Annotated in this window: 20 protein-coding genes, 1 pseudogene and 1 other annotated feature; of the genes and pseudogenes, 8 read left to right on the top strand and 13 right to left on the bottom strand. The window is 60.3% G+C overall.

Annotated elements, in window-relative coordinates; genetic code table 11:
• Positions 1–122 (bottom strand): 50S ribosomal protein L28 (rpmB, locus tag ACMV18_RS06125; RefSeq protein ID WP_420817110.1); only part of this gene is annotated, 122 nt, incomplete at its 3' end.
• 224 nt (positions 123–346) lie between these two features.
• On the bottom strand, positions 347–1303 hold the full coding sequence (trxB, locus tag ACMV18_RS06120; RefSeq protein ID WP_374256388.1) for a thioredoxin-disulfide reductase: 957 nt from the start codon (positions 1301–1303) through the stop codon (positions 347–349).
• A 243-nt stretch (positions 1304–1546) separates the two neighbouring features.
• Here trxB and ACMV18_RS06115 point away from each other — a divergent pair, with 243 nt between their 5' ends.
• The 3 genes from ACMV18_RS06115 (at position 1547) to lolA (ending at position 5443) form a co-directional block, all read left to right on the top strand.
• Positions 1547–2218 carry a Crp/Fnr family transcriptional regulator gene (locus ACMV18_RS06115; RefSeq protein ID WP_374256386.1) on the top strand — a complete coding sequence of 224 codons (672 nt, stop codon included), beginning with the start codon at positions 1547–1549 and terminating at the stop codon, positions 2216–2218.
• 98 nt (positions 2219–2316) lie between these two features.
• Positions 2317–4758, top strand: a complete 2442-nt coding sequence (locus tag ACMV18_RS06110) for a DNA translocase FtsK (protein ID WP_420817109.1) — start codon at positions 2317–2319, stop codon at positions 4756–4758.
• Positions 4759–4771: 13 nt separating this feature from the next.
• Positions 4772–5443 (top strand): outer membrane lipoprotein chaperone LolA, encoded by a 672-nt coding sequence (lolA, locus tag ACMV18_RS06105; RefSeq protein ID WP_420817108.1) that lies wholly within the window; start codon positions 4772–4774, stop codon positions 5441–5443.
• A gap of 129 nt (positions 5444–5572) precedes the next feature.
• Here the strand turns inward: lolA and ACMV18_RS06100 are convergent, their stop codons facing one another.
• Positions 5573–7585 (bottom strand): DEAD/DEAH box helicase, encoded by a 2013-nt coding sequence (locus tag ACMV18_RS06100; RefSeq protein WP_420817107.1) that lies wholly within the window; start codon positions 7583–7585, stop codon positions 5573–5575.
• Positions 7586–8005: 420 nt separating this feature from the next.
• On the opposite strand from ACMV18_RS06100, the gene ACMV18_RS06095 reads away from it, so the two are divergent.
• Positions 8006–9361: a replication-associated recombination protein A gene (locus ACMV18_RS06095; protein ID WP_420817106.1), complete on the top strand. Its 1356-nt coding sequence runs from the start codon at positions 8006–8008 to the stop codon at positions 9359–9361.
• A gap of 23 nt (positions 9362–9384) precedes the next feature.
• On the opposite strand, the gene icmH is transcribed toward ACMV18_RS06095, so the two are convergent.
• The 3 genes from icmH to tssJ are packed head-to-tail and all read right to left on the bottom strand — an operon-like array spanning position 9385 to position 12213.
• Entirely contained in the window at positions 9385–10173 is a 789-nt protein-coding gene (gene icmH, locus ACMV18_RS06090) for a type IVB secretion system protein IcmH/DotU (protein WP_420817105.1), read from the bottom strand.
• A 9-nt stretch (positions 10174–10182) separates the two neighbouring features.
• Positions 10183–11532: a type VI secretion system baseplate subunit TssK gene (tssK, locus tag ACMV18_RS06085; RefSeq protein WP_420817104.1), complete on the bottom strand. Its 1350-nt coding sequence runs from the start codon at positions 11530–11532 to the stop codon at positions 10183–10185.
• 21 nt (positions 11533–11553) lie between these two features.
• Positions 11554–12213, bottom strand: coding sequence for a type VI secretion system lipoprotein TssJ (tssJ, locus tag ACMV18_RS06080; RefSeq protein ID WP_420817103.1), 660 nt, complete (start codon positions 12211–12213; stop codon positions 11554–11556).
• A gap of 268 nt (positions 12214–12481) precedes the next feature.
• On the opposite strand from tssJ, the gene ACMV18_RS06075 reads away from it, so the two are divergent.
• Together ACMV18_RS06075 and ACMV18_RS06070 are read left to right on the top strand one after the other, a co-directional pair.
• The gene (locus ACMV18_RS06075; RefSeq protein ID WP_420817102.1) at positions 12482–13165 is read left to right on the top strand and encodes a hypothetical protein; all 684 of its coding nucleotides are present in this window, start codon (positions 12482–12484) and stop codon (positions 13163–13165) included.
• Between the two features lie 22 nt (positions 13166–13187).
• Positions 13188–13391 (top strand): annotated as a pseudogene (locus ACMV18_RS06070) (type VI secretion system contractile sheath small subunit); the annotation flags it as partial.
• Between the two features lie 35 nt (positions 13392–13426).
• Here ACMV18_RS06070 and ACMV18_RS06065 read toward each other — a convergent pair.
• The 6 genes from ACMV18_RS06065 to ACMV18_RS06040 form a co-directional block, all read right to left on the bottom strand.
• A protein-coding gene (locus ACMV18_RS06065) for an IS3 family transposase (RefSeq protein WP_420817101.1) occupies positions 13427–14652 on the bottom strand; the annotation gives its coding sequence in 2 pieces (ribosomal slippage) (positions 13427–14364 and positions 14364–14652; 1227 coding nt in all).
• Positions 14258–14374 (bottom strand) — a sequence feature (AL1L pseudoknot). It overlaps the preceding gene by 117 nt.
• Positions 14624–14887 carry a hypothetical protein gene (locus ACMV18_RS06060; protein ID WP_420817100.1) on the bottom strand — a complete coding sequence of 88 codons (264 nt, stop codon included), beginning with the start codon at positions 14885–14887 and terminating at the stop codon, positions 14624–14626. The genes ACMV18_RS06065 and ACMV18_RS06060 overlap by 29 nt, the downstream gene beginning before the upstream one ends.
• Before the next feature lie 153 nt (positions 14888–15040).
• A complete protein-coding gene (locus tag ACMV18_RS06055; RefSeq protein WP_420817099.1) occupies positions 15041–15469 on the bottom strand; it encodes a DUF2845 domain-containing protein in 429 nt (142 codons plus the stop codon).
• Between the two features lie 118 nt (positions 15470–15587).
• Positions 15588–15920, bottom strand: coding sequence for a quaternary ammonium compound efflux SMR transporter QacF (locus tag ACMV18_RS06050; RefSeq protein WP_043876060.1), 333 nt, complete (start codon positions 15918–15920; stop codon positions 15588–15590).
• Positions 15921–16202: 282 nt separating this feature from the next.
• Positions 16203–16592: a hypothetical protein gene (locus ACMV18_RS06045; protein ID WP_420817098.1), complete on the bottom strand. Its 390-nt coding sequence runs from the start codon at positions 16590–16592 to the stop codon at positions 16203–16205.
• Between the two features lie 236 nt (positions 16593–16828).
• Positions 16829–17251, bottom strand: a complete 423-nt coding sequence (locus ACMV18_RS06040; RefSeq protein WP_420817097.1) for a PaaI family thioesterase — start codon at positions 17249–17251, stop codon at positions 16829–16831.
• Between the two features lie 141 nt (positions 17252–17392).
• Between ACMV18_RS06040 and ACMV18_RS06035 the strand changes: the two genes are divergently transcribed.
• The gene (locus ACMV18_RS06035) at positions 17393–17854 is read left to right on the top strand and encodes a hypothetical protein (protein ID WP_420817096.1); all 462 of its coding nucleotides are present in this window, start codon (positions 17393–17395) and stop codon (positions 17852–17854) included.
• Between the two features lie 137 nt (positions 17855–17991).
• Complete coding sequence (locus ACMV18_RS06030; RefSeq protein ID WP_420817095.1) at positions 17992–19539, top strand: NAD(P)H-hydrate dehydratase; 1548 nt, start codon at positions 17992–17994, stop codon at positions 19537–19539.
• Between the two features lie 24 nt (positions 19540–19563).
• On the opposite strand, the gene ACMV18_RS06025 is transcribed toward ACMV18_RS06030, so the two are convergent.
• Complete coding sequence (locus tag ACMV18_RS06025; protein WP_420817094.1) at positions 19564–21300, bottom strand: diguanylate cyclase domain-containing protein; 1737 nt, start codon at positions 21298–21300, stop codon at positions 19564–19566.
• Between the last annotated feature and the right edge of the window lie 2 nt (positions 21301–21302).

Below are 21302 nucleotides of genomic sequence, written 5' to 3'. Positions count from 1 at the left end.
TCGACCCAGAAACGACGGTACTGCAGGTTGGGCAGGAAACGACGCTTGGTCTTGTTGTTGGCGTGGGAAACATTGTTCCCGGACATCGGGCCCTTGCCCGTGACTTGACAGACGCGTGCCATGACGCTTCTCCGTTCGCTGTATTGCGCTTATGTTGCGATCGATGCCCAGAGCAGGGGGCGTTGACGCCATTGCTGGCTTCGGCCCTGTTGAAGCACCCTTCCGGAAGCATCCGCATCAAGTAGCTTGACGCATCCACTCCGGGACGAATTTTGCAAAAACCGAGATTATAGCGAGATTCTGGCAACTTGGCAAAGCTTGTCGCGCGAATCTCGCGAAAGTCCGGTCAGCCTTGTTCCTGCTCCAGGAAGCGCTGAGCGTCGAGGGCGGCCATGCAGCCCGTGCCGGCGCTGGTAATGGCTTGACGGTACACGTGATCCTGCACGTCGCCCGCAGCAAACACGCCGGGCACACTCGTCATGGTGGCAAAGCCATTGTTGCCACCACGGGTCACGATGTAGCCGTCCTTCATGTCCAGTTGGCCCTTGAAGATATCGGTGTTGGGCGAGTGGCCGATGGCAATGAAGCAGCCCTTCAATTCCAATTCCTTGGTGCTGCCGTCGTTGACGTTTTTCAGGCGTACGCCGGTGACACCGCTCTGGTCGCCCAGCACTTCGTCCAGCACGTTGAACAGGTGCAACTCGATCTTGCCGGCGGCCACCTTCTCCATGACCTTGTCGTTCATGATGGGTTCGGCGCGGAACTTGTCGCGGCGGTGGATCAGGTGAACCTTGCTGGCGATGTTCGACAGGTACAGCGCCTCTTCCACAGCCGTGTTGCCCCCGCCCACCACGCAAACCACCTGGTCGCGGTAGAAGAAGCCGTCACAGGTGGCGCAGCCGCTCACACCGCGGCCCATGAACGCCTCTTCGGACGGCAGACCCAGGTATTTGGCCGATGCGCCGGTGGCGATGATCAGGGTGTCGGTCGTGTAGGTGCCGGCGTCACCTTTCAGTGTGAAGGGGCGCTTGGACAGGTCCACTTCATTGATGTGATCAAACACCATGCTGGTCTGGAAACGCTCCGCATGCTGCTGAAAACGTTGCATCAGATCGGGGCCCTGGACACCATGCACGTCTGCCGGCCAGTTGTCCACTTCGGTGGTGGTCATCAATTGGCCGCCTTGGGCCATGCCAGTGACAAGGGTGGGCTTCAGGTTGGCGCGGGCAGCATAGATGCCAGCGGTGTAGCCTGCGGGGCCGGAGCCCAGGATCAGAACCTGGCTATGTTGGGGCGTGCTCATGAATGAGGCCTTTCGAGATGTTGATGTCGACTGGATGCAAACTGTGCGGCGAACCGGGGGCAAGTTCTGGTATGCCGATTAACGTCCACTCGTTAAAGTGCTAAATATTTCCGGTACACAGCCGAAAATTGTAGAGACAGCCTGTTTGTCACACTCCTGTGCGGGTCAAAAAGACCTGTTTTAAGGTGTGTGGAACCGACAGACTCAGAAAAATTCAGTCTTCACTCACGAGGAGCACCCCACATGGCCATGTTGTCCAATCTTGATCTGATCCGGCGCGTTCCGCTGTTCTCGATGCTGACGCCGGCCCAAGCCGAGTCCGTGGCCGAGGGCGTGGTCAAGCGTCGCTACCGTCGTGGTGAGTTGATTGTTGAGAAAGGCCGCAAGACCAATGCACTGTTCATTCTGTTGACTGGGCGTGCGCGTGTGGTGGCAGCAGATGAGCGTGGTCGTGAGGTGATTCTGGCTGTGCTGGAGGCTGGCGACTATCTCGGCGAGATGAGCCTGATCGATAACGAGCCGCATTCTGCGACTGTTCGTGCCGAGGTGCAAACTGACGTTCTGGTCTTGGGGCGCCCCGAGTTTGCGCGCTGCCTGCCCGAAAACTCCTCTCTGGCCTACGCCATCTTGCGTGGCATGGTCCAGCGTTTGCGCGCAGCCGATCGTCAGATCGAGTCCTTGGCCTTGCTGGATGTGTATGGTCGTGTGGCCCGTGCCTTGCTGGACATGGCAGATGAGGATGCGGGAGAAAAGGTCATTCGCGGCAAGGTTTCTCGCCAAGATCTGGCCAAGCATGTCGGTGCGTCACGTGAGATGGTCAGCCGTGTCATGAAGGACCTTGAAGAGCGTGGCTTGATCGAGACGCAGGAAACCGGCAGCGTGGTGCTCAAGGAACGGTTGGCATCGACGGCCTGATCTTTTTTGTTCGCACCTGTAAACCGCCCCTCTTCAGGGGCGTTTTACTTTGTGGGGCCACGTCGAGCCAAGGCAAAAATTGCCATCAAAATGACGACATGACATTTCCTCTCGGATCCCTTCATTCCGACAGTCCGGCTGTGACGACGCGCATGGGTGGGCGATTCCACAGGCAGGCGGCCGTGCCGGCAGCGGGGCCTGTTGAACCTCTGGAAAACACGTTTCGATTTCAGGTCGCACTCTTCATCAGTGGCGTGCTGTGGGTCTTGGCGTTGCTGGCCATGATCAGTCACAGTCCGCTCGATCCTGCATTCACCACCTCTGGGCAGAACACTGAGCCCCGGAACTGGGCGGGGCAACTGGGGGCCTATGGGGCTGACATTGCCATGATGCTGTTCGGTCGTTCGGCATGGTGGTTGCTGCTCATCGGCTTGCGTGTGTGGTTGGGCGCCTTGGCCCGTTGGCTGCGACGTGACACCGGGGCGAGCGTGTCGGTGTCGGGTGCGTCGCCGGTGGTGCCGCATGAGCGCAGCCTGACGTCTTGGCGCTTCTGGTTGGGCGTGGTGGTGCTGGTTGCGGCCAGTTGCGCGCTGGAATGGTCGCGTCTTTATCGGAATGAACTGGCCGTGCCAGGGGAACATGCTGGCGGCGTGTTGGGCATGGCCTTGGGTCAGCTGGGCATGCATTGGCTGGGATTCAATGGATCTGGCGTGTTGTGGATCGCTTTGTTGGTGGTCGGCACCGCCATGGCCTTTCGTTTCTCCTGGTTGGATGTGGCCGAGAAAATCGGGGAGTTGACCGATCGACTGCGTCAAAAGCGCGAAGCCCAGCGCGAGGTCGAGCAAGACATCCGCATTGGGGAGCAGGCCGCCATTGAGCGTGAGCGGGTGGTCGAGGAGGTGCGTCATGAGCTGCCGGCTGAGCCCGTGCCGCTCATCATCGAGCAACCGGTGATCGAGGTGCCCAAGTCCGAGCGCGTGGTCAAGGAAAAGCAGAAACCCTTATTTGTTGAAATGGGGGATAACAAGCTGCCTCAGATTGACCTGCTGGATGCCGCGCCCGGTCGCATGGAAACGGTGACGGCCGAGTCGCTGGAGATGACGTCGCGCCTCATCGAGAAGAAGCTCAAGGATTTCGGCGTGGATGTGCGTGTGGTGGCGGCGTCGCCTGGCCCGGTCATCACGCGCTATGAGATTGAGCCTGCCACCGGGGTCAAAGGCTCGCAGATCGTCAATCTGGCCAAAGATCTGGCTCGTTCCTTGTCGCTGGTGTCCATCCGCGTGGTCGAAACCATTCCTGGTAAGAACCTGATGGCGCTGGAGTTGCCCAACGCCAAGCGCCAGATGATTCGCTTGACCGAGATCCTGGGCTCTCAGATCTACCACGAGGCGCAGTCCATGCTGACCATCGGTCTGGGCAAGGACATCGTCGGCGCTCCTGTGGTGGCTGATCTGGCCAAGATGCCGCACTGTCTGGTCGCCGGCACCACCGGCTCTGGTAAGTCGGTGGGCATCAATGCCACCATCCTCAGCCTGCTGTACAAGGCTGAGGCACGGGATGTTCGTCTGATTCTGATCGACCCGAAGATGCTGGAAATGAGCGTCTACGAAGGCATCCCGCACCTGCTGTGTCCGGTGGTGACCGACATGAAGCAGGCTGGCAACGCGCTGAACTGGGCGGTCGGCGAAATGGAGCGACGCTACAAGCTCATGTCCAAGATGGGTGTGCGCAACTTGGCGGGCTACAACAAGAAAATGGACGATGCCAAGTCCCGTGGCGAGCTCATCCCGAATCCGTTCAGCCTGACGCCGGACGAGCCCGAGCCGCTCGACCGACTGCCGCACATCGTCATCGTGATCGACGAGTTGGCCGACCTGATGATGGTGGTCGGCAAGAAGATCGAAGAGTTGATTGCACGTCTGGCGCAAAAGGCGCGTGCCGCTGGCATTCACTTGATACTGGCCACGCAGCGTCCCTCGGTGGACGTCATCACGGGCCTGATCAAGGCCAACATCCCCACGCGGATTTCATTCCAGGTGTCCAGCAAGATCGACAGCCGCACGATCTTGGACCAGATGGGGGCAGAGGCCTTGCTGGGGCAAGGTGACATGCTGTACCTGGCACCGGGTACGGGCCTGCCAACGCGGGTGCACGGCGCCTTTGTGTCGGATGACGAGGTGCATCGCGTGGTCGAATACCTCAAGACCCAGGGTGAGCCCAACTACATCGAAGGCATTTTGGAAGGTGGCAGCCTGTCTGATGAAGGCAGCAACCTGGACGGTTCACCAGCGGGGGGCAGCGAGGGCGAGCAAGACCCGATGTACGACAACGCTGTCTCCATCGTGTTGCAGCATCGCAAAGCATCGATCTCGCTGGTTCAGCGCCATCTGCGCATTGGCTATAACCGTGCGGCCCGGTTGCTGGAGCAGATGGAGAAGTCCGGACTGGTGTCGTCCATGTCGACCAATGGCAACCGCGAAATCATTGTCCCTGCTCGCGGCGGGGAGGGCGGTGCCACCGCGGCACCGTGGGACGCTTGATGAAAGCAATCTGATGTTGAACTTGAATCTGCGCCGGGTGGCCATGGCCGTTGCGTTGTCCGGATGGGCTGTGGCGGCACATGCCGATGCGGTGGGCAGCTTGCGCCAATTTGTCAAAGACGTACAAAGCGGACGAGCAGCCTTTACCCAAACCGTCACGTCTCCGGATGGCAAGCGGGTGCGTAAATCGCAGGGGGCTCTTGAATTCCAGCGTCCCAACCGGTTCCGCTTCACGTACGCCACTCCGACAGAGCAGGTCATCGTTGGGGATGGCAAGCAGGTCTGGTTGTACGACGTGGACCTCAATCAGGTCACGGTCCGTCCCATGAGTGATGCCCTGGGGGCCACACCCGCGGCCGTGCTGGCCGGAGGGGCGCTGGACAAGGACTTCACCCTCAAGAATGTGGCTGCGTCTTCATCAGGTGCGGCGTCCGCGGCCCCGATGCCTCAACAGGCAACGATGTCTCTGGAATGGGTGGAAGCCTTGCCGCGTCACAAAGAGGGGCAGTTCCAGTCCATGCGGGTCGGATTCCGCCAGGGCCAGTTGGCCGCGTTGGAAATCCTGGATGGGTTTGGCCAGCGCTCACGGCTGGACTTCATGCAATTCGATACCAAGGCCGCCTTGCCGGCGTCTCGGTTTCAGTTTGTGCCGCCAGCGGGCGCCGACGTGCTCAAACAGCCTTGATGCGCAAGGCATCTCCCTTTGGTTGGAACCAACAGGGCTGTCAACCTGACTTGATTTGAGAGCACGCCAGATCCGTTCGTTGCGGATCTGGCGTTTTGCTTGGTGCGTGGGCACCAAGCTCAGCGGGCATCAGCCTTCGCGTTTGCCGAAGCCAGGACGCTTGCCGCCAAAGCCACCGGGCTTGCCGCCCGACTTGAAGCCGGGCTTGCTGCCGAAAGGCTTGCCGCCAAAGGGCTTGTCACCAAAGCTGCGCTCGCCGCCAAACGACTTTTCGCCGAAGGACTTGCCGTGAGCGGGTTTGCCGCCAAACGGCTTGCCGTGCGGACGATCACCGAAGCTGCGCTCGCCGCCGAAGCCACGGTCGCCTTGAGGGCGCTCGCTGGTGTTGCGATCACCGCCGAAATCGTTGCGATCGTCAAACGGGCGGCTGCCACGGGCGCCACGGTCGGCAAACGAGCGATCCTGAGGCGCGCGGTGTTCGAAGCTGCGTTGCTCGTGGCCACCGAACGGCTTGCGCTGTTCGCCAAAACCAGCAGGCTTGAAGCCAGCCTTGTGCACCACACGATGGCCGCCATCCTGACCACGGTCACCACGGTCGCCAAAGCCGCCGCGGTCTCCGCTGAAACGACGCTCTTCGCCACCAAAACGCTCATTGCGATCGCCCTGGAACTCGCGACGACCACCGCCAAAGCCGCCTTCGCGGTTGCCTTCGAAGCGTGGGCGCTCACGATCACCGAAACCACCGCGATCGCCACGCTCACCACCAAAGCGTGGTGCGCGGTCGTCGCGGCCGCGGTGGGCCGACATCGACTTGCCGCCCATGCGGGCAGCCTTGTCGGCGAAGGTCTTGAGCTTCGGCTCCAGGCCTTCGATCACCGACTCAGGGATGCGTTGGGTGGTGAAGCGCTCGATGCGACGCACCATGGGGATGTCGCGACGCTCTGCCAAGGTGATGGCCAGACCGCTGCGACCGGCGCGACCCGTGCGACCAATGCGGTGCACGTAGTCTTCGGCCTTCATGGGCATGCCGTAGTTGATCACGTGGGTGATGGTGGGCACGTCGATGCCGCGAGCAGCCACATCGGTGGCCACCAGCACGCGCAGTTGACGGTTGCGCAGGGCTTGCAACACGCGGTTGCGACGACCTTGCGGCATGCCGCCGTGCAGGGCGGCCACAGCATGACCCACGTCCGCCAGACGGTCGGCCAGGATGTCGGCGTCGCGCTGGGTGGCAGTGAAGATCACGGCTTGGTCCAGTGCGCGGTCTTCCAGCAGGCGGTCCAGCAGCATGTTCTTGTGCGCCAGGGTGTCGGCCAGGTGCAGACGCTGTTCGATGTTGTCGTGGCTGTCGGTGTGCGACGCCACTTCAATGCTCACGGCATCGCGCGTCATGCGTTGGGCCAGTTGGCCCACGTGACCGGCGAAAGTCGCGCTGAACATCAAGGTCTGGCGTTCTGCAGGGGTCTGGTCGGCAATGGCTTCGATGTCGTCGATGAAGCCCATGTCCAGCATGCGGTCAGCCTCGTCCAGCACCAGCACTTCCAGGTTGCTCAGCACAGCGGCGCCCGTGTTGAGGTGATCCAGCAAGCGGCCAGGTGTGGCAATCAGCACGTCCAGCGGGCCCTTCAGAGCCTTGAGCTGGTAAGCGTAGGGCACGCCGCCGACCACGGTGGCCACGCGCAGACCTTGCATGTGGCGACCGTAGGTGCTGGCGGACTTGGCTACCTGCATGGCCAATTCACGGGTGGGTGCGAGCACCAGCACGCGGGGGCCGTGCACCTTGCCCTTTTCGCGGCGCTTGGAGTTGTCGCCGCGTGCGGCGATGATGCGCTCCAGTGCGGGCAGCATGAAGGCGGCGGTCTTGCCGCTACCGGTGCTGGATGCCACACGCAGGTCAGCACCTTGCATGGCGGCCGGGATGGCCTGAATCTGCACGGTGGTGGGTTGGGTGTAGCCCGACTCGGACAAGGCTGCGCACAGCGGTGCGCTCAGGCCCAGGTCGGTAAACGTGGGGCCGCCAGCGTGCACTTGCGTGGGCTCACCGGTTTCGGCTGCTTCGCAATCAAAAGCCTCGGCTTCGATGCGGCGTGCCAAGGCGTCCAGCTGGGATTCACCAGATTGAATAGGTGTTGGATTCGACATGAACTTCTTTCAAGCAATGCAAAGCTCAGCCACTTGTCAGTCAAAGACAAATGACTTGCAGGGGCCATGACGCTGATACGCAGATCAGTCGACCAGCCCCAAGTGGGGTCGCTATGGATTCGTGTCCGTACTTCGTGACAGGCGCGCGCAGCGCTCGAAGGATCACGGTGAGTCGGTTTGAAAGCGACGGCATCGCCGCCAACCGGAACTCAAGACACGCTCTTGGCAAAGCACCCGACGGTGTTGCCCGGCTTGAAAAAGGTCAGAGGGGATGAACGAAAATTCCCTGCAATTTCAGGGAATGAATGATTGTGGCACGTCCATTAGGGTTTGTCTAGGGGGGGGGGGCATGCCATCTGGAGCGATCCCCGTTGCGGCACGGGGCGCATGGGCTGATGTCACACCTGCGACAATTTCCCCATGAGCACACAAGAGAGTTTGTCGCTTGATCTGTCTGGGGGCGACGTTGCCACGTCAGCGTCACCTGCTGGGCGTGTCGCCGTGGGTGTACCTTTGGCCGAGCGATTGAGGCCTCGTACCTTGGACGAGGTTGTTGGGCAAGACCACCTCTTGGGGCCCGGGCAGCCTTTGCGCGTGGCGTTCGAGTCTGGTCAGCCCCATTCCATGATTCTGTGGGGGCCGCCGGGTGTTGGTAAGACCACCCTCGCGCGCCTCATGGCCCACGCTTTTGACGCGCAGTTCCTGGCCATCTCGGCCGTACTGGGGGGCGTCAAAGACATTCGCGAAGCGGTGGAGCAGGCGCAGGCGGCGCAACGCTTAGGCCGTCGCACCATCGTGTTCGTCGACGAGGTGCATCGGTTCAACAAGGCTCAGCAAGACGCATTCTTGCCTCACGTGGAGTCAGGACTGTTCACATTCATCGGCGCCACGACGGAGAACCCCTCGTTTGAAGTCAATGCCGCGCTGTTGTCGCGTGCCACGGTCCACGTGTTGCGCGCCATGGATGATGTCGCCATGAGCACCCTGCTGGATCGCGGGCGTGCGGCTCTCGCTGGTCCGGCCCTCACGCCCGCAGCCCAAACGCGTTTGATCGCGTATGCCGACGGGGATGCGCGTCGCGTGCTCAACACCTACGAAACCCTTTCCGCCATGCTCAAAGGGCGGGACCTGATCGATGAGGCCGCACTCGAAAAGTCATTGGGTGAACAGCTTCGCAGGTACGACAAGGGCGGTGACCAGTTCTACGACACCATCTCGGCCCTGCACAAGTCAGTCCGGGGCTCCGATCCTGATGCGGCTTTGTACTGGTTTGTGCGCATGATTGATGGCGGCGTGGATCCGCGCTACATCGTGCGCAGACTGATCCGCATGGCCAGCGAAGACATCGGTTTGGCCGATCCGCGGGCGTTGCGGCTGGCGCTGGATGCCGCCGAAACCTATGAACGACTGGGTTCGCCAGAAGGTGAACTCGCCTTGGCGCAGTGCGTCGTGTATCTGGCCGTCGCCCCCAAGAGCAATGCGGTTTACACCGCGTACAAGGCCGTGCGGGCATGGGTCAAGCAAGACGTGACCCGACCGGTGCCCATGCATTTGCGCAATGCGCCCACCAAGCTCATGAAAGAGTTGGGCCACGGCGATGGCTATCGCTATGCCCATGACGAGCCCGATGCAGTGGCTGCGGGCGAGCGGTATTTTCCGGACGGCATGCCTGCGCAAGCCTTCTATCAGCCCGTAGCGCGAGGGCTGGAGATCAAAATTGGCGAACGGGTGGCGCAGTTGCGCTCGCTCCTGGGAGATGAGCGCGCGAAAGACTGAGTGGCCTCGCACGCCGCGCCCACTCAGGGAAGTGTGATCGTGATGTTGGCAACCTGCGGTGCCATCTGGACGATGTGATGTGGTTCGCTCAACCGCTCTCGGGTGAAGCGTGTGAGCTGCCAATTCAGGCCCAGGAAGGCTGTCAGGCCGAGTAAGGCCATGATCGATGCGATGGCCCAAAGAGGGACTTCGCTGCGCAATCGATGTCGAACTCGGTCTGGTGCCGCCCAATGTGGTGCGAATCCGGCGCCGTGACCTTTGATGCGTGCAATCTCGTCACCCACGCGCGCAGTGAGGTAGCCGAGCTTCTCCGAGCCTTCCATCAGGTACTTGCCTTGAAAGCCCAGCAGCAGGCACATGTGAAAGACTTCCATGGCTTGCACGCGCGGTGCACCCTCCCTGCGCAATGCTTCGAGCTTGTCAAAGAACAACTCGCCGGCCAGCTGATCACCAAAGAACTGCACTTGCAAGGGGAGGCGTTGCCATGCGTCCCGAACCTTGAAGCTCGACGTGAGGATGGCTTCGTCTATCGTGGCGCAAAACGCGTACTTGCAAGCGTAGACATCTTCGGCCGATGCGTTCAACCTCGTTGCGCCTCGCTCAAACGAGGTCAAGAACTGCTTGATGCGATCTCTGAAGACGTCGCCATCCAGCGGAGCGTGCTTGGCGCGGAGCAAAAACAGAAGGTAGAAGCCGTCGTACATCAGATCAAGCAAGCTACTGCTGTAGCCACGATTCTGCTCGTGCGCTGGCTGGCCTGTGACGTGAGACCGGTCGAAAAGGCTTGGGCTCTCGTGTGTGGAATGCATCATGAAGTCCGATCAAGCAGTGATGGCAATCAACTCCAGCCCCAAGTCCTGGATGCCGGAGGGCACATAAACGGTCACGGCCTGGGCTTGCAGCATGCGCTCGTAAAGGTGACCTCGCTGCTCCAGGGCGAAGTAGTAACAGCCAGGACGAACAGGCACAGCCGCGGGAACCTGTGGCGCATGCACGAGACGCACACCAGGCATGGCGGACAGCACCAACTTGTCCACGTCATCCGGCGCACCGACCTTGAAGCGTTGAGGCACGATCTCGACCAATTCGGCGGGCGGTATGGATGCTGAGACACCCAGGAAGAACTGCGTGGTCCCTGAAATTTGATCGGACGCCAGCCGACCTGCATGGAATGACGGCACCTTCTCTTGAAGTGCGATGGAGAAGTAGCGCGTGGAGATCACCGTCTCCAGCAGTTCGCGCACGATCTGGTCCAGTTTGGTGAAGGCCGGCCCTGGATTCGCGTGCTCGTAGGTTGGCAAATCTGCTAACGAGTAGTTCTTCGAGAACGTCATCAAGGCACCGGCCAGCTCCAGCAACTTTTCGAACAGACGCTCCGGGTGCAAACTGGCATGGCGCGCCAAGTGTGACAGTCCTGCAAAGGCCGTGCTGGCCGTGTGCAGCAACCAAAACGATGCCACATCCCCCGAGCGAAACTCGATGATGTTCTTGCTGGGCTCTCGGTGCATGCCGTACAGCGCATCGACCTTCGCTTGCAGGACATCCAGCAGTCGGCGTAAATACAAGAAGAGTGCAGGCGATGATTGGATCTGAAGCGTGGGCGGGATAAACCGACCGTCAAGCTCGTAGCCTCCTGTAGAGCTACGCTTGAGTTTCAAGGCCGGCATACTGATCAGATGAGATCGGGGCTCGCCATGGGAGAGCACCTTCGCGGATTTTTTGAGTGTGGTGAGTTCTGCGGTGACGGATGCTGTGAAGAGGTCTGCTACCTGTTGGTGGTGGTGATAGTAGCGAACGGCTGTGTCCGCTTCATCCTGGCTATTGGCCATGTTGCTGCCTGCACGACGCAGCGGGGCCAATGCCAGGTGAAAGATCTCTTCGCTGTCTGTGCTCGACAGCTCATTCAATGCGATGGCGGGAGGCAGGTCATCCTCGCTGGGGGCATTGAACAACTCGCCATCTGGCATGACGGCCTGAATCTCCAGAATGCGCAGCAAGCCAGATTGGAGTGCATCGGTGTCAATCTTGATGTGCTTGATGCCCCATGCATAGGGGTGGATCAGGCGCGTCATCTGAGCCAGACGCCACTCGTGATAAGCATCTTGTTGCTGAAAGTGTTGAGGGCGCAGGAACAGCCCCTCACCCCAAAGAATCTTTTGTGAATGGATCATCGTTTGCTTAGGAAAGAGGGCTTACATCCGCTCAGGGCATGCGACGGCGGCGTGGCGAGCGGCGCCGGAAGGCATGTTCAGTGGCTCGCCAATCTGCACACTCATCGCGCACGCATGTGCGCCGATGGAGAGGCCTGTTGATTCGACTGTGCTGGCCTTGAAGGCATAGCGCCATCGGCCAGGTGCAGGATTTCGGAAGAGCATCACCACGCCCAAGAACTTGATCTCGCGTGGAAATTTTTCCGACGCTTCGTACCGCTTTCCGGGCTGGACCTGAACTTCCTTGACGCTGATGAGTTCATCTCCCATGGCCGCCTTTTCTTTGTCGAGGTCGCCAAATGCATCAGCAGGCGCTTGCAGGAAACTGTCCATGCCACGCAGTCGGTATACGCGGACCAGCACAGACAAGGGCTGGCCATCAGCGGTGGTATTCAAGGATGAACTGGCGGCGATGCGCCAAGTGATCCGTCGGTCAGGGAGAGCGCTGTCTGGTACGTCGGCTACATCGGGCTTCTTGAGCCCCAACCCATCCAGCATCTTGTCAGTCATGCTGCCCAGCCACCCCTGATCCTGCGATGCGGGTGGGCTTGAGGTGTCCAGCATCTCCTGCCCACCGTTCAGTGCGGTGGCAACAGTTGGCGGTGCGGTGGCGCACGCGGAAAGCGCTGTGCAAGCCGCCATGACGCATGGTCGGATCCATCCCTGAATTGTTTTGTTCATTTTCTTGATCCCGTACGCGAAACGGGTTGTCGAATTTTATGTTCGATGTAAGGATCAATGTGTGAGCCACACCTGATGGAGGGGGATCATTTGAAACGAGATGAAAGAGTCTGTAATTCACCCCCGAATGGGGGCGGGCAAGGAGAATGAATTTCGATTTAATGCGCGCTGTCCGTGGTGGCTTGATCCGCTGCGAGCATCCAACAAAAGAAATTCAGGGAGTACTCGAATGAAGGGGATGAATGCCCAGCGAGCCGTGTCTCGCATGGCGACCATCGTTTTGCTGGCCGCACTGACGGCCTGTTCCACTGCACCTAAACGTGATCCGGAGGCAGAGAAACTGGCGGTGCAAGAGAAGGTGGTTGAAAACCTTGCCGCTGCAGATAAGGCGCACAAGGCCGGGCAGGTGGACCAGGCCTTTGAGCAAATTGACAAGGCCATCAAACTGGACCCTGCCTCCAAGCAGCCTTGGCTCAAGAGGGCGCAAATCCACTTTGATGCACGGCAGTATGGGTTCGCCATTTCCGACGCCGAAGAGGTGCTTCAGCGCGACGTCAGCGATGTGACGGCAAAAAGCATTCTGGCCGTCAGCGGCCTGCGCGTGAGTGCTCAGGCACTGGAGCAATTGCGCAAAGTCAATGAGGTGAATGGCTCGACGCGCAGCGAAGCTGAAAGCGTTGCACGCATCATTCGCGAAGCGCTCGGAGAACCCATTCTGATCCCGACAGCTGCCACGCCTGTCACGCCTGCAGCCAAAGCAAAGGCGCGTACAGCGCCCCGCAAGGTGGCCAGTGCGGGGGGCGCTGACGTCGTCGCATCAGAAACGGCCGCAGTGTCAACTGCTAAGCCGACTGCACCCGTGAAGCCTGCTAGTCCCGCAGCACGCAACAACCCGTTTGGCGCTTTGCAGTAATCGAATTCAAGAAGGGATCGTCATGGCCAAGAAAGACAGCATTCAGGATCGATTGGGGCGTGTCCGAGCCCCCCGCGTTCAACTGACGTATGACGTGGAGGTGGGTGATGCCATCGAGCAAAAGGAAATTCCTTTTGTGGTGGGGGTCATGGGGGATTTCACGGGGCAGCCCGATCCGGACAAGCCTCAGACCAAGCTGAAGGACCGCAAGTTCGTCAATGTTGAAGCGCCCCGGGTTTCGCGGAGGCCAGTTGGTTTAAGTCAGGCGGTCACGGCCTGACCAGCGTGTTGTTGGTGGTAGTTTGCCTCGAACTCGGCTGGCGGGACATTGCCCAGCGGCCCCATCAATCGATGGTGATTGAACCAAGAGACCCATTCCAGCGTTGCGAGCTCGACGGCCTGCTTGGTCTTCCACGGGCCGCGGCGGTGGATCACCTCGGCCTTGTACAAGCCGTTGATGGTCTCAGCCAGAGCGTTGTCATAGCTGTCGCCCTTGGAGCCCACTGAGGGCTCGATACCGGCTTCGGCCAGCCGTTCGCTGTAGCGAATTGACAGGTATTGCGAGCCCCTGTCGGAATGATGAATCAGACCATCCTCCTCGGAAGGCTTGCGGTCGTACAGGGCCTGCTCCAGCGCGTCGAGCACGAAGTCGGTGTGCATGGAACTGCTCTGGCGCCAACCCACGATGCGGCGGCTGAACACGTCAATGACGAAGGCCACATAGACCCAGCCTTGCCAGGTCGAGACGTAGGTGAAGTCTGAGACCCATAGCTGATTGGGCCGTTCAGCCCGGAACTGCCGATTGACGCGATCAAGTGGGCACGGGACCTTCGGATCAGCAATGGTGGTGCGCTGCGCCTTGCCTCGACGCACACCCTGCAGGCCTTGCAGACGCATCAGCCGCTCAACGGTGCAGCGCGCCACGCTGACGCCCTCCCGATTGAGCTGAAGCCAGACCTTGTCAGCACCATAGACCTGCAAGTTGGCGTGCCACACACGTTGGATCTGCGGCGCCAACTCCGCATCGCGCTGGGTGCGCAGCGAGCGCAAGGCTGGTTGCCGCTGACGTGCAGCATGAAGCCAATACGCGGATGGGGCGATCTGCAAGACACGGCAGATCGACTCGACCCCAAACTGCTTGCGGTGTTGGTCGACGAAGGTCTTCAGGACTTGATGCGGCGGTCGAGCTCCGCCTGGGCGAAAAACGCGCTGGCCAGCTTCAGGATCTCGTTGGCTTTGCGCAGCTCGCGGTTCTCACGTTCCAGGTCCTTGATGCGTTGGGCATCTGCTGTTGTGACGCCATCGCGCATACCCGCGTCGACTTCATGCTGCTTGACCCAGGTGTGCAGGGTCTGCGGCACGCAGCCGATCTTGCTTGCGATGGACTCGATGGCCGCCCATTGCGACGGGTACTCAGCCCGGTGCTCTTGCACCATGCGCACCGCTCGCTCACGAACCTCAGGGGAAAACTTCGGGGACTTCTTCATGGCTCCATTCTCCAGTGTTGGAGCCTCCGCGAAACCCGGGGCGCTTCAGCATGATGGAAAGCTTGCGCTCAATGGTGGCCTTGTCAGCATGAGTTACTTCGGCGAGCCTTTCAACCAAGAGTTGCAGTAGCAGCTTGGTTGTTCCTTCGTCCGAGCACTTGGGCGGTTGAGGCGCGCATGCGGTGAGTACGCCGGCCAAGGCGATGTTCGTGAAGACGAGAAGGTGTTTTTTCATAGCCCTTGTAGTTCTAGTTAACCGGCGCCGGAGCGCGAAACGCGTAGGGGGCCGACACAGGCTATGAAAATGCCGAAGGCATAGCCTGTGTTGTCCGAGTTGAACCTACAGTTAGGATGATGACCGGTGGGGAAGCGGTTGAGATACTCATATTCATGCCTTCTTGTCCCACCCAACCACGAGGCCATTTTCAACGGTGATTCTCAAGGCGTAGCGATTAGCTCCACGATGATGATATTTCCATATGTCCTTGGACTTTGTCTTCAGCAGCTTTCGATCAATGTCGGCGGGTATGCCTAGCGAGTCTTGTAGTTGCTCGGATGTTTGGCCTTGCCATACATGTCCATTGAAGATCGCTTGAACGGTCTCCTCGCTGGCGTACTTGCTGCGAAGATAGGCAAGGCGCTTTTGCCTGCTGCTGTATTTGGCCCAAGCTATTGCCCCAATGACGCCAAGAACGATAAGCGTGGCAACGACTCCGCCGACACTCTCGACGAACTTGAAAACGAAGAAAATAGGCAAGCCAACAATAATCAGGATGCCAATTGCAGCGCTCTCTGCTTTGGTAACTCGTTTTGCCATGATGCTTTTTTAGGGCCTACGAATGTCAAGGGTGAGTGTTGACGAAAAGCCTAACGCCTGAATTAAGCCGCGCCGCGAAGCGGCGTCGGCTTGAATGAATTGTTAGATGCCAACCCGGTCAATGTGCGCTGACCTTGGATAGCAGGTTTAGAACGGCGACGCCACTGACGATAAGTCCCATGCCAATGAACGCCCAGAAGTCTAGTTTTTGGCCATGGAAAATCCAAGCAATAGCTGCCACAAGCACGATGCCAAGCCCAGCCCATACAGCGTAAGCAATACCGACCGGAATGGACTTGAGCGCGAGAGACAAGAAATAGAACGCAAGCCCGTAGCCAGCCACAACTACAACGGAAGGAACTAACCTAGTGAATCCATGGCTAGACTTCAGTGCGGAAGTTGCGATGACCTCGCCAAAGATTGCAACAGCCAGAAATATCCAGTTCTTCACGCGCAATCTCCTCTACGGTATGAAGGAGAAATTGTAGTGGCTATGAGTTGCCAAAAACAGTCTTGCGGCTATCGATTTTCTGTGAGCATACGCAACGCCAAATCTGGCATCTAACGCCCTGGTTAACCGGCGCCGGAAGCCGAAGGCTGGAGGGTACCAACATAAGCCATGAAGATGCCGAAGGCATGGCTTATGTTGGCGTCCGCGTTGAACCTACAGTTAGGCTGGAGAGCGTAGTGGAAGGTTTTTGAACTACGACTGCTTGGCTTTTGGTGCTGCACATCAAGTGTCAATTTGCTTCGTGGATAGTGGTGATTGTCTTACTAATACGCGGTGGAGAACGAACCCTGCGCTAGCGCCCATTGCTATACCAACAACCAACCAAGCTGGTGCTAAAGTGGAGAATGGGAGCGCCACTATCGCCCCAAAAGTCGTGCTGAGCAGCAATAGATTTTTTAGATTGGCTTTCCCTTTGCTTTTAAGCAGAAGGTAAATGGGGAAAATAAAAGGCAGCCCAATGAAATAGAAAAAGTAGGTAATCGCGGAGAAGGCAAGGAGCGCTTCCCAAAAACCAGACCAACTTCTGTTGCTGATGACGCTGCTTAAGAGTACTGCAGCCAGAACCATTACGGGACCTAGCGGCGCAACTAAGAATGCGATGAGCGTTCTCATGTGGAAAGCCTAACTTTGTTTTAGGCGACAAAAATGTCGCGTTACATTGACGCCTAACCTGCTTGTAACACGACGCTTGTTACATGTGCCATCACCTAAGTTGGCGTCAGAAAAGCGGAAATGCCGCACTTGTATCCGAGCCGCCCAGGTTAGGCGACAGGAAACCCGACACGCATGACGCGCAAAAAGAAGAGGGCCCATCGGGCCCTCTGTCGTGTGTTGGTCAAATAACTTCTTCAAGCGTTTCGCGCACTGCTCAGCGAGGCAATCGTGCCTTGTGCGATCGCGCACAAACGTTCGTTGCCGTCTGCCACGCTCAAAATCTCGCACTGGCATACGGCCTGTCGTGTACCACCGTGCAATACCTTGGCCTTGGCCACCAATTCCGAGCCATTGGCGGGGCGCACGTAGTTGATCTTGAATTCCGAAGTCACGATGGCAGTGCCCAGCGCAATCGAGCCCGCAAAGGTGAGGGCGTTATCGGCCATGTACGATAGGGCGCCGCCGTGCACAAAGCCGTGCTGGTTGTGCAATTTGCTGTCGATGGGCAGGCGCAATTCCACCCCGTCTGGGCTGAAGTGTGTGACCCGGGCGCCCATGTGTTCGCTGAACGGCTGGGACTGCAAAATGCGTTGAGCGGTTTCGAGGGTGATGTCCATGGGTGCGGGCCGGTTTGTAATGGGTTCAAGCCCCCTGTTGAGTTGGGCCATATGCTGCCATGAAAGTGGCCACCAATCCCCCGAAAAGCCCCTGCCTGATGGGCCTGAACCGACGATTGGCGCGCAGCATTTCAGGCGATCATGCAGACCATGACACTGCGCCATGGTCTGCTTTTTTGTATGGTGGCGGCCTTGACGGCCTGCACCGTGCGCCCTCCCGTCAGCTCGGAAGAGAAGATGGTGGACAGCATTTCGACCACGCAAGGCCCCGTGTCTGGCCCGCCCGCCGCGCCGTTTTGCCTGCATGTGCGCTACGCCAACACGTTCTGGGCGGCGTACAGCACCAACCAGGCCGAGGCTTGGGTGACGGCCGGCAAGTGTGCCGACAAGGGCACCGAGGCCCGCCCCGTGCCCCATTTGCGCCTGACCTGGCACAACGACTGGTACGACAAGCGCGAGTCCCGCTCATGCCCCAGCACCGACCGCTGTGTGAACAGCGAGCGCAACGTGCTGGAGGGGCACAACATCCATTGCGTGGCCGCCAGTGCCCAAGATGGTGACCAGACCGCATTTGTCACCACCGACCTGGTTCAGTGCCACTGACCCTCGCACATGTGACATGCATGTGTGTCATTTTTGGGCTCGCGTCCCTTATTGGGACTGTCGCCGGGCTGAATATGGCGGCACACTGGGCGCATTGACGACAGGCAAGGGCGCTCAGGCAGCGGCGCTCTTTCGACATGGCATTTGAACTTTTGACCGTGGGGCAAATGGCGCAGGCCGATGCGCTCACGATTGCGGGCGGCACGCCTGGCATCACCCTGATGCACAACGCTGGTCGCGCGGTGGCGCAGGCCATCATGGCGCGCTGGGCGCCTCGGCAAACGGTGATCTTGTGCGGGCCCGGCAACAACGGCGGTGACGGCTGGGTGGTGGCGTCAGCCTTGCATGCCTTGGGCTGGCCGGTGCGCGTGGCCTCGATGGTGCCGGTCGATGCGCTGAAAGGCGATGCCCGTCTGGCTGCCGATGCCTGGGTGGCCGAATGCGCCCAGCACGATCCTCAGCAGCCTGCCTGGCAGATGCTGGACATGACCTGTCTGGACGGCGCGGAGCTGGTCGTGGATGCCTTGTTTGGCGCGGGCCTGTCCAAGCCCTTGGAGGGGCTGCCCGCTGAAGTCTTGAGCCGTGCCCATGCCCGTGGGCTGTCCATCGTGGCGGTGGATGTGCCCAGTGGCGTCTGGGGCGACACGGGCGAAGCCACCGGCGCGGTGCCGTGTGAATTGACGGTCACTTTCTTTCGCAAAAAGCCGGGGCACATGCTCATGCCGGGCCGCGCCCTGTGCGGCAAGGTTGTGGTGGCCGACATTGGCATCCAGCCTGAAGTCTTGACCTCGCTGGACGTGCGCGTGTGGGACAACTGCCCCTGCGCCTGGCGGACGGTGTGGCCCCATCGCGAAGAAGCCGGCCACAAGTACCACCGCGGACATGCCGTGATCTGGGGTGGACCCATCATGACGGGTGCACCGCGTTTGTCGGCCCGTGCTGCGGCGCGGGTGGGCGCCGGCCTCACGACCGTGTGTGTGCCGCAATCGGCCTGGCCGGTGTACGCCAGCACGCTGACCAGCATCATGGTGCACCCTGTGGCAGGTGAGGGCGCCACGCAGTGGCAAGCGGGCCTGAAAACCTTGCTCGACACCGCTCGCCTGACCGCGGCGTTGATCGGGCCGGGCGCTGCAGGCGGCACCCACCCGGTTGGCGTCAAAGCGCTGGTGCTGACCATGCTGGCCAGTGGCCTGCCTGTGGTGCTCGATGCCGATGCCTTGTCGGTGTTCCGAGACGATCCGGCCTTGCTGTTTGCTGCCATCGCAGGCCACGGTCGCCCGGTTGTCATGACCCCACACGAGGGGGAGTTTGCACGGCTGTTCCCGGCCTCGGTGATTGACCCGAGCGAGGGCAAGCTGGAGCGCACCCGCCGTGCGGCGCAACTCAGTGGTGCCATCGTGTTGCTCAAGGGCGCAGACACGGTGGTGGCCGCCCCCGATGGCCGCGCCATGGTCAATGCCCATGCGCCGTCTACCTTGGCCACAGCCGGCTCGGGCGACGTGTTGGCGGGACTGATTGTGGGCCTGCTGGCGCAGGGCATGCCGGCGTGGCAGGCAACCTGTGCGGCCGTCTGGCTGCATGGCGATGCCGCCCATGTGTTTGGTCCCGGCCTCATTGCCGATGACCTGCCCGAGCAGATTCCACAGGTGCTGCGCCGCTTGGCCGAGCAGATCAGTCACTGCTGAGTCGCCGTTGCGGCGACGTCAGCCTCAGTTGACGCAAGTGCGATTCTTGCCCGTGCGCTTGGCCTCGTACAGGGCCACGTCGGCGCGGTCCAGCGTGGCTTCGATGGCCTCGCCCTGACGATACGGTGTCACCCCTGCCGAGAAGGTAATGAACACCTTGCGGTCGTCGTGCGTGAAAAACTCTGCGCTGAGCGTGCGTTGCAAACGCGTCAGCACCTGTTGAGCCTCTTCAATGGGCGTCTCGGGCAGCAGCACCACAAACTCTTCGCCACCGTAGCGGGCCACCACGTCGACCGGGCGCAGGCATTCGCTCACCCGGCGGGCCAGGAACTTCAGCGCTTCGTCACCCGTCTGGTGCCCCAGTTGGTCGTTGAGCTTCTTGAAGTTGTCGACATCCAGCAGGCCCACAGCCAAGGGCGCATTGTTGCGGTCAACCCGTGCCTGTTCAGCTTCAAAGGCACGCATCAGACCCCGGCGGTTGGCGATCTGCGTGAGCGGGTCGGTCGACACCTCGTCAGACAGCTTGCGGATCTCGTCTTCGAGGTGGCGCACGCGTTCGGTCAGCTCGCTGGCGCGGGTGTGTTCATCTTGCAAACGGGTCTGCGTCTCGGCGACCACCGATTGCACGGTCCGGCTCTCTTCCACCATTTCGCGCACGATGCCGGTCAGACTTTCGAGCGAGTCCGCTGCGCCAATGGTTTCGGCGTACACGCCCAACTTGCTTTGGAAGCGGTCGGTCGTGTTGCCCAACACGGCAATCTGCTGAAGCATCTGGTGAATCAGCTGCTTGAGCGCCAGTCGTGCGGCCTCTCGCTCGCGCTTGAGCTCAAGTTGGCGCGCGCGCGTGTCACTCAGCAGTTGCTGCATGTGGCGCACACCGCGGTTGTGCAACCCTTCTTGCAACTGGTGGCGCATGGCCTGGGTCTGGCCTTGCACCCAGCTGTCATCCTCGGCCAGATCGGCCAGGCTGTCGGTGAGCGAATGCACCAGCTCGGTCAATTGACTGACCAGATGCAGGCGATGCTCGATGACGCGGCGGGCCTGGTCGCAGGCCTGTGTGATGTCTTGTCGAACTTGCTCATGCGCCGCTTCGGGCAGATTGAGCGCCTGTCCCTTGATGAGCGCAGCCTGCAAGGCGCGCCCGGCCTCGTCAGATTGGGCTTGATCAGGCGGCAAAGCCACCATGACGGTGTCTTGCAGCGAGGTCACGCAATGCACGGCCATGGTGGGCCAGGTGACATCGCTTTGCGCGGGGGGGATTGCGGGTGCCTCGCCAGCCTCCGTGGGCATCGGATCTGGTACCGAAGGCGGGGCAGAGACCTCCGCGCTGTCGTCTGCCACGGCGCTTTCGTCGCCACCTTCCAGCAAAGTGCTGTCGAGCGTGTCGCTGTCCCAGCTTTGAACCAGTTGGCTCAGGCGTTGATGCAAACGGGTCGCCGAACTCTTGCTGCCCTCCAGCACACGCTGCAGGCTGTCTTTCTTGCGAGCCGTGGTCCATTGGCGGCCACCGCGCTCAGCGCCCCGCAGGAGCCGGGTGATCAGCGTTGACCAACGCTCGCCATCGTCAGACGGTGTGGCTGTGGGGTCAGGCTCTTTGGGCGTTGGCGGGCTGGACGGCACGCCCGCTTCGGCGTCATACGCCTTGCGGTAGTTGTCGGGCGTGGGTTCAAGGCGTTGCTCAGCCAGTCTGCGCAGCGCAGCTTTGGCCAGTTGAGCCGGAGAGGGGGTGGACGAAGACTGCGGTCCGTTGGAAGAGGGCATGG

Source organism: Aquabacterium sp. (assembly GCF_048860245.1).
Lineage (GTDB): Bacteria > Pseudomonadota > Gammaproteobacteria > Burkholderiales > Burkholderiaceae_C > Aquabacterium.
The sequence above is the reverse complement of the archived record's forward strand: the minus strand, read 5'-3'. Positions and strand labels throughout refer to the sequence as shown.

Excerpts from the sequence above, each read along its gene's own strand:
- ACMV18_RS06060 (WP_420817100.1), bottom strand. The coding sequence starts at position 14,887 with ATGAAAAAACACCTTCTCGTCTTCACGAACATCGCCTTGGCCGGCGTA.
- ACMV18_RS06095 (WP_420817106.1), top strand. The coding sequence starts at position 8,006 with ATGAGCACACAAGAGAGTTTGTCGCTTGATCTGTCTGGGGGCGACGTT.
- ACMV18_RS06110 (WP_420817109.1), top strand. The coding sequence starts at position 2,317 with ATGACATTTCCTCTCGGATCCCTTCATTCCGACAGTCCGGCTGTGACG.
- tssK (WP_420817104.1), bottom strand. The coding sequence starts at position 11,532 with ATGATCCATTCACAAAAGATTCTTTGGGGTGAGGGGCTGTTCCTGCGC.
- ACMV18_RS06025 (WP_420817094.1), bottom strand. The coding sequence starts at position 21,300 with ATGCCCTCTTCCAACGGACCGCAGTCTTCGTCCACCCCCTCTCCGGCT.
- ACMV18_RS06075 (WP_420817102.1), top strand. The coding sequence starts at position 12,482 with ATGAAGGGGATGAATGCCCAGCGAGCCGTGTCTCGCATGGCGACCATC.
- ACMV18_RS06100 (WP_420817107.1), bottom strand. The coding sequence starts at position 7,585 with ATGTCGAATCCAACACCTATTCAATCTGGTGAATCCCAGCTGGACGCC.
- icmH (WP_420817105.1), bottom strand. The coding sequence starts at position 10,173 with ATGATGCATTCCACACACGAGAGCCCAAGCCTTTTCGACCGGTCTCAC.
- trxB (WP_374256388.1), bottom strand. The coding sequence starts at position 1,303 with ATGAGCACGCCCCAACATAGCCAGGTTCTGATCCTGGGCTCCGGCCCC.
- tssJ (WP_420817103.1), bottom strand. The coding sequence starts at position 12,213 with ATGGCGGCTTGCACAGCGCTTTCCGCGTGCGCCACCGCACCGCCAACT.
- lolA (WP_420817108.1), top strand. The coding sequence starts at position 4,772 with ATGTTGAACTTGAATCTGCGCCGGGTGGCCATGGCCGTTGCGTTGTCC.
- ACMV18_RS06045 (WP_420817098.1), bottom strand. The coding sequence starts at position 16,592 with ATGAGAACGCTCATCGCATTCTTAGTTGCGCCGCTAGGTCCCGTAATG.
- ACMV18_RS06040 (WP_420817097.1), bottom strand. The coding sequence starts at position 17,251 with ATGGACATCACCCTCGAAACCGCTCAACGCATTTTGCAGTCCCAGCCG.
- ACMV18_RS06030 (WP_420817095.1), top strand. The coding sequence starts at position 17,992 with ATGGCATTTGAACTTTTGACCGTGGGGCAAATGGCGCAGGCCGATGCG.
- ACMV18_RS06035 (WP_420817096.1), top strand. The coding sequence starts at position 17,393 with ATGCAGACCATGACACTGCGCCATGGTCTGCTTTTTTGTATGGTGGCG.
- ACMV18_RS06055 (WP_420817099.1), bottom strand. The coding sequence starts at position 15,469 with ATGGCAAAACGAGTTACCAAAGCAGAGAGCGCTGCAATTGGCATCCTG.
- ACMV18_RS06115 (WP_374256386.1), top strand. The coding sequence starts at position 1,547 with ATGGCCATGTTGTCCAATCTTGATCTGATCCGGCGCGTTCCGCTGTTC.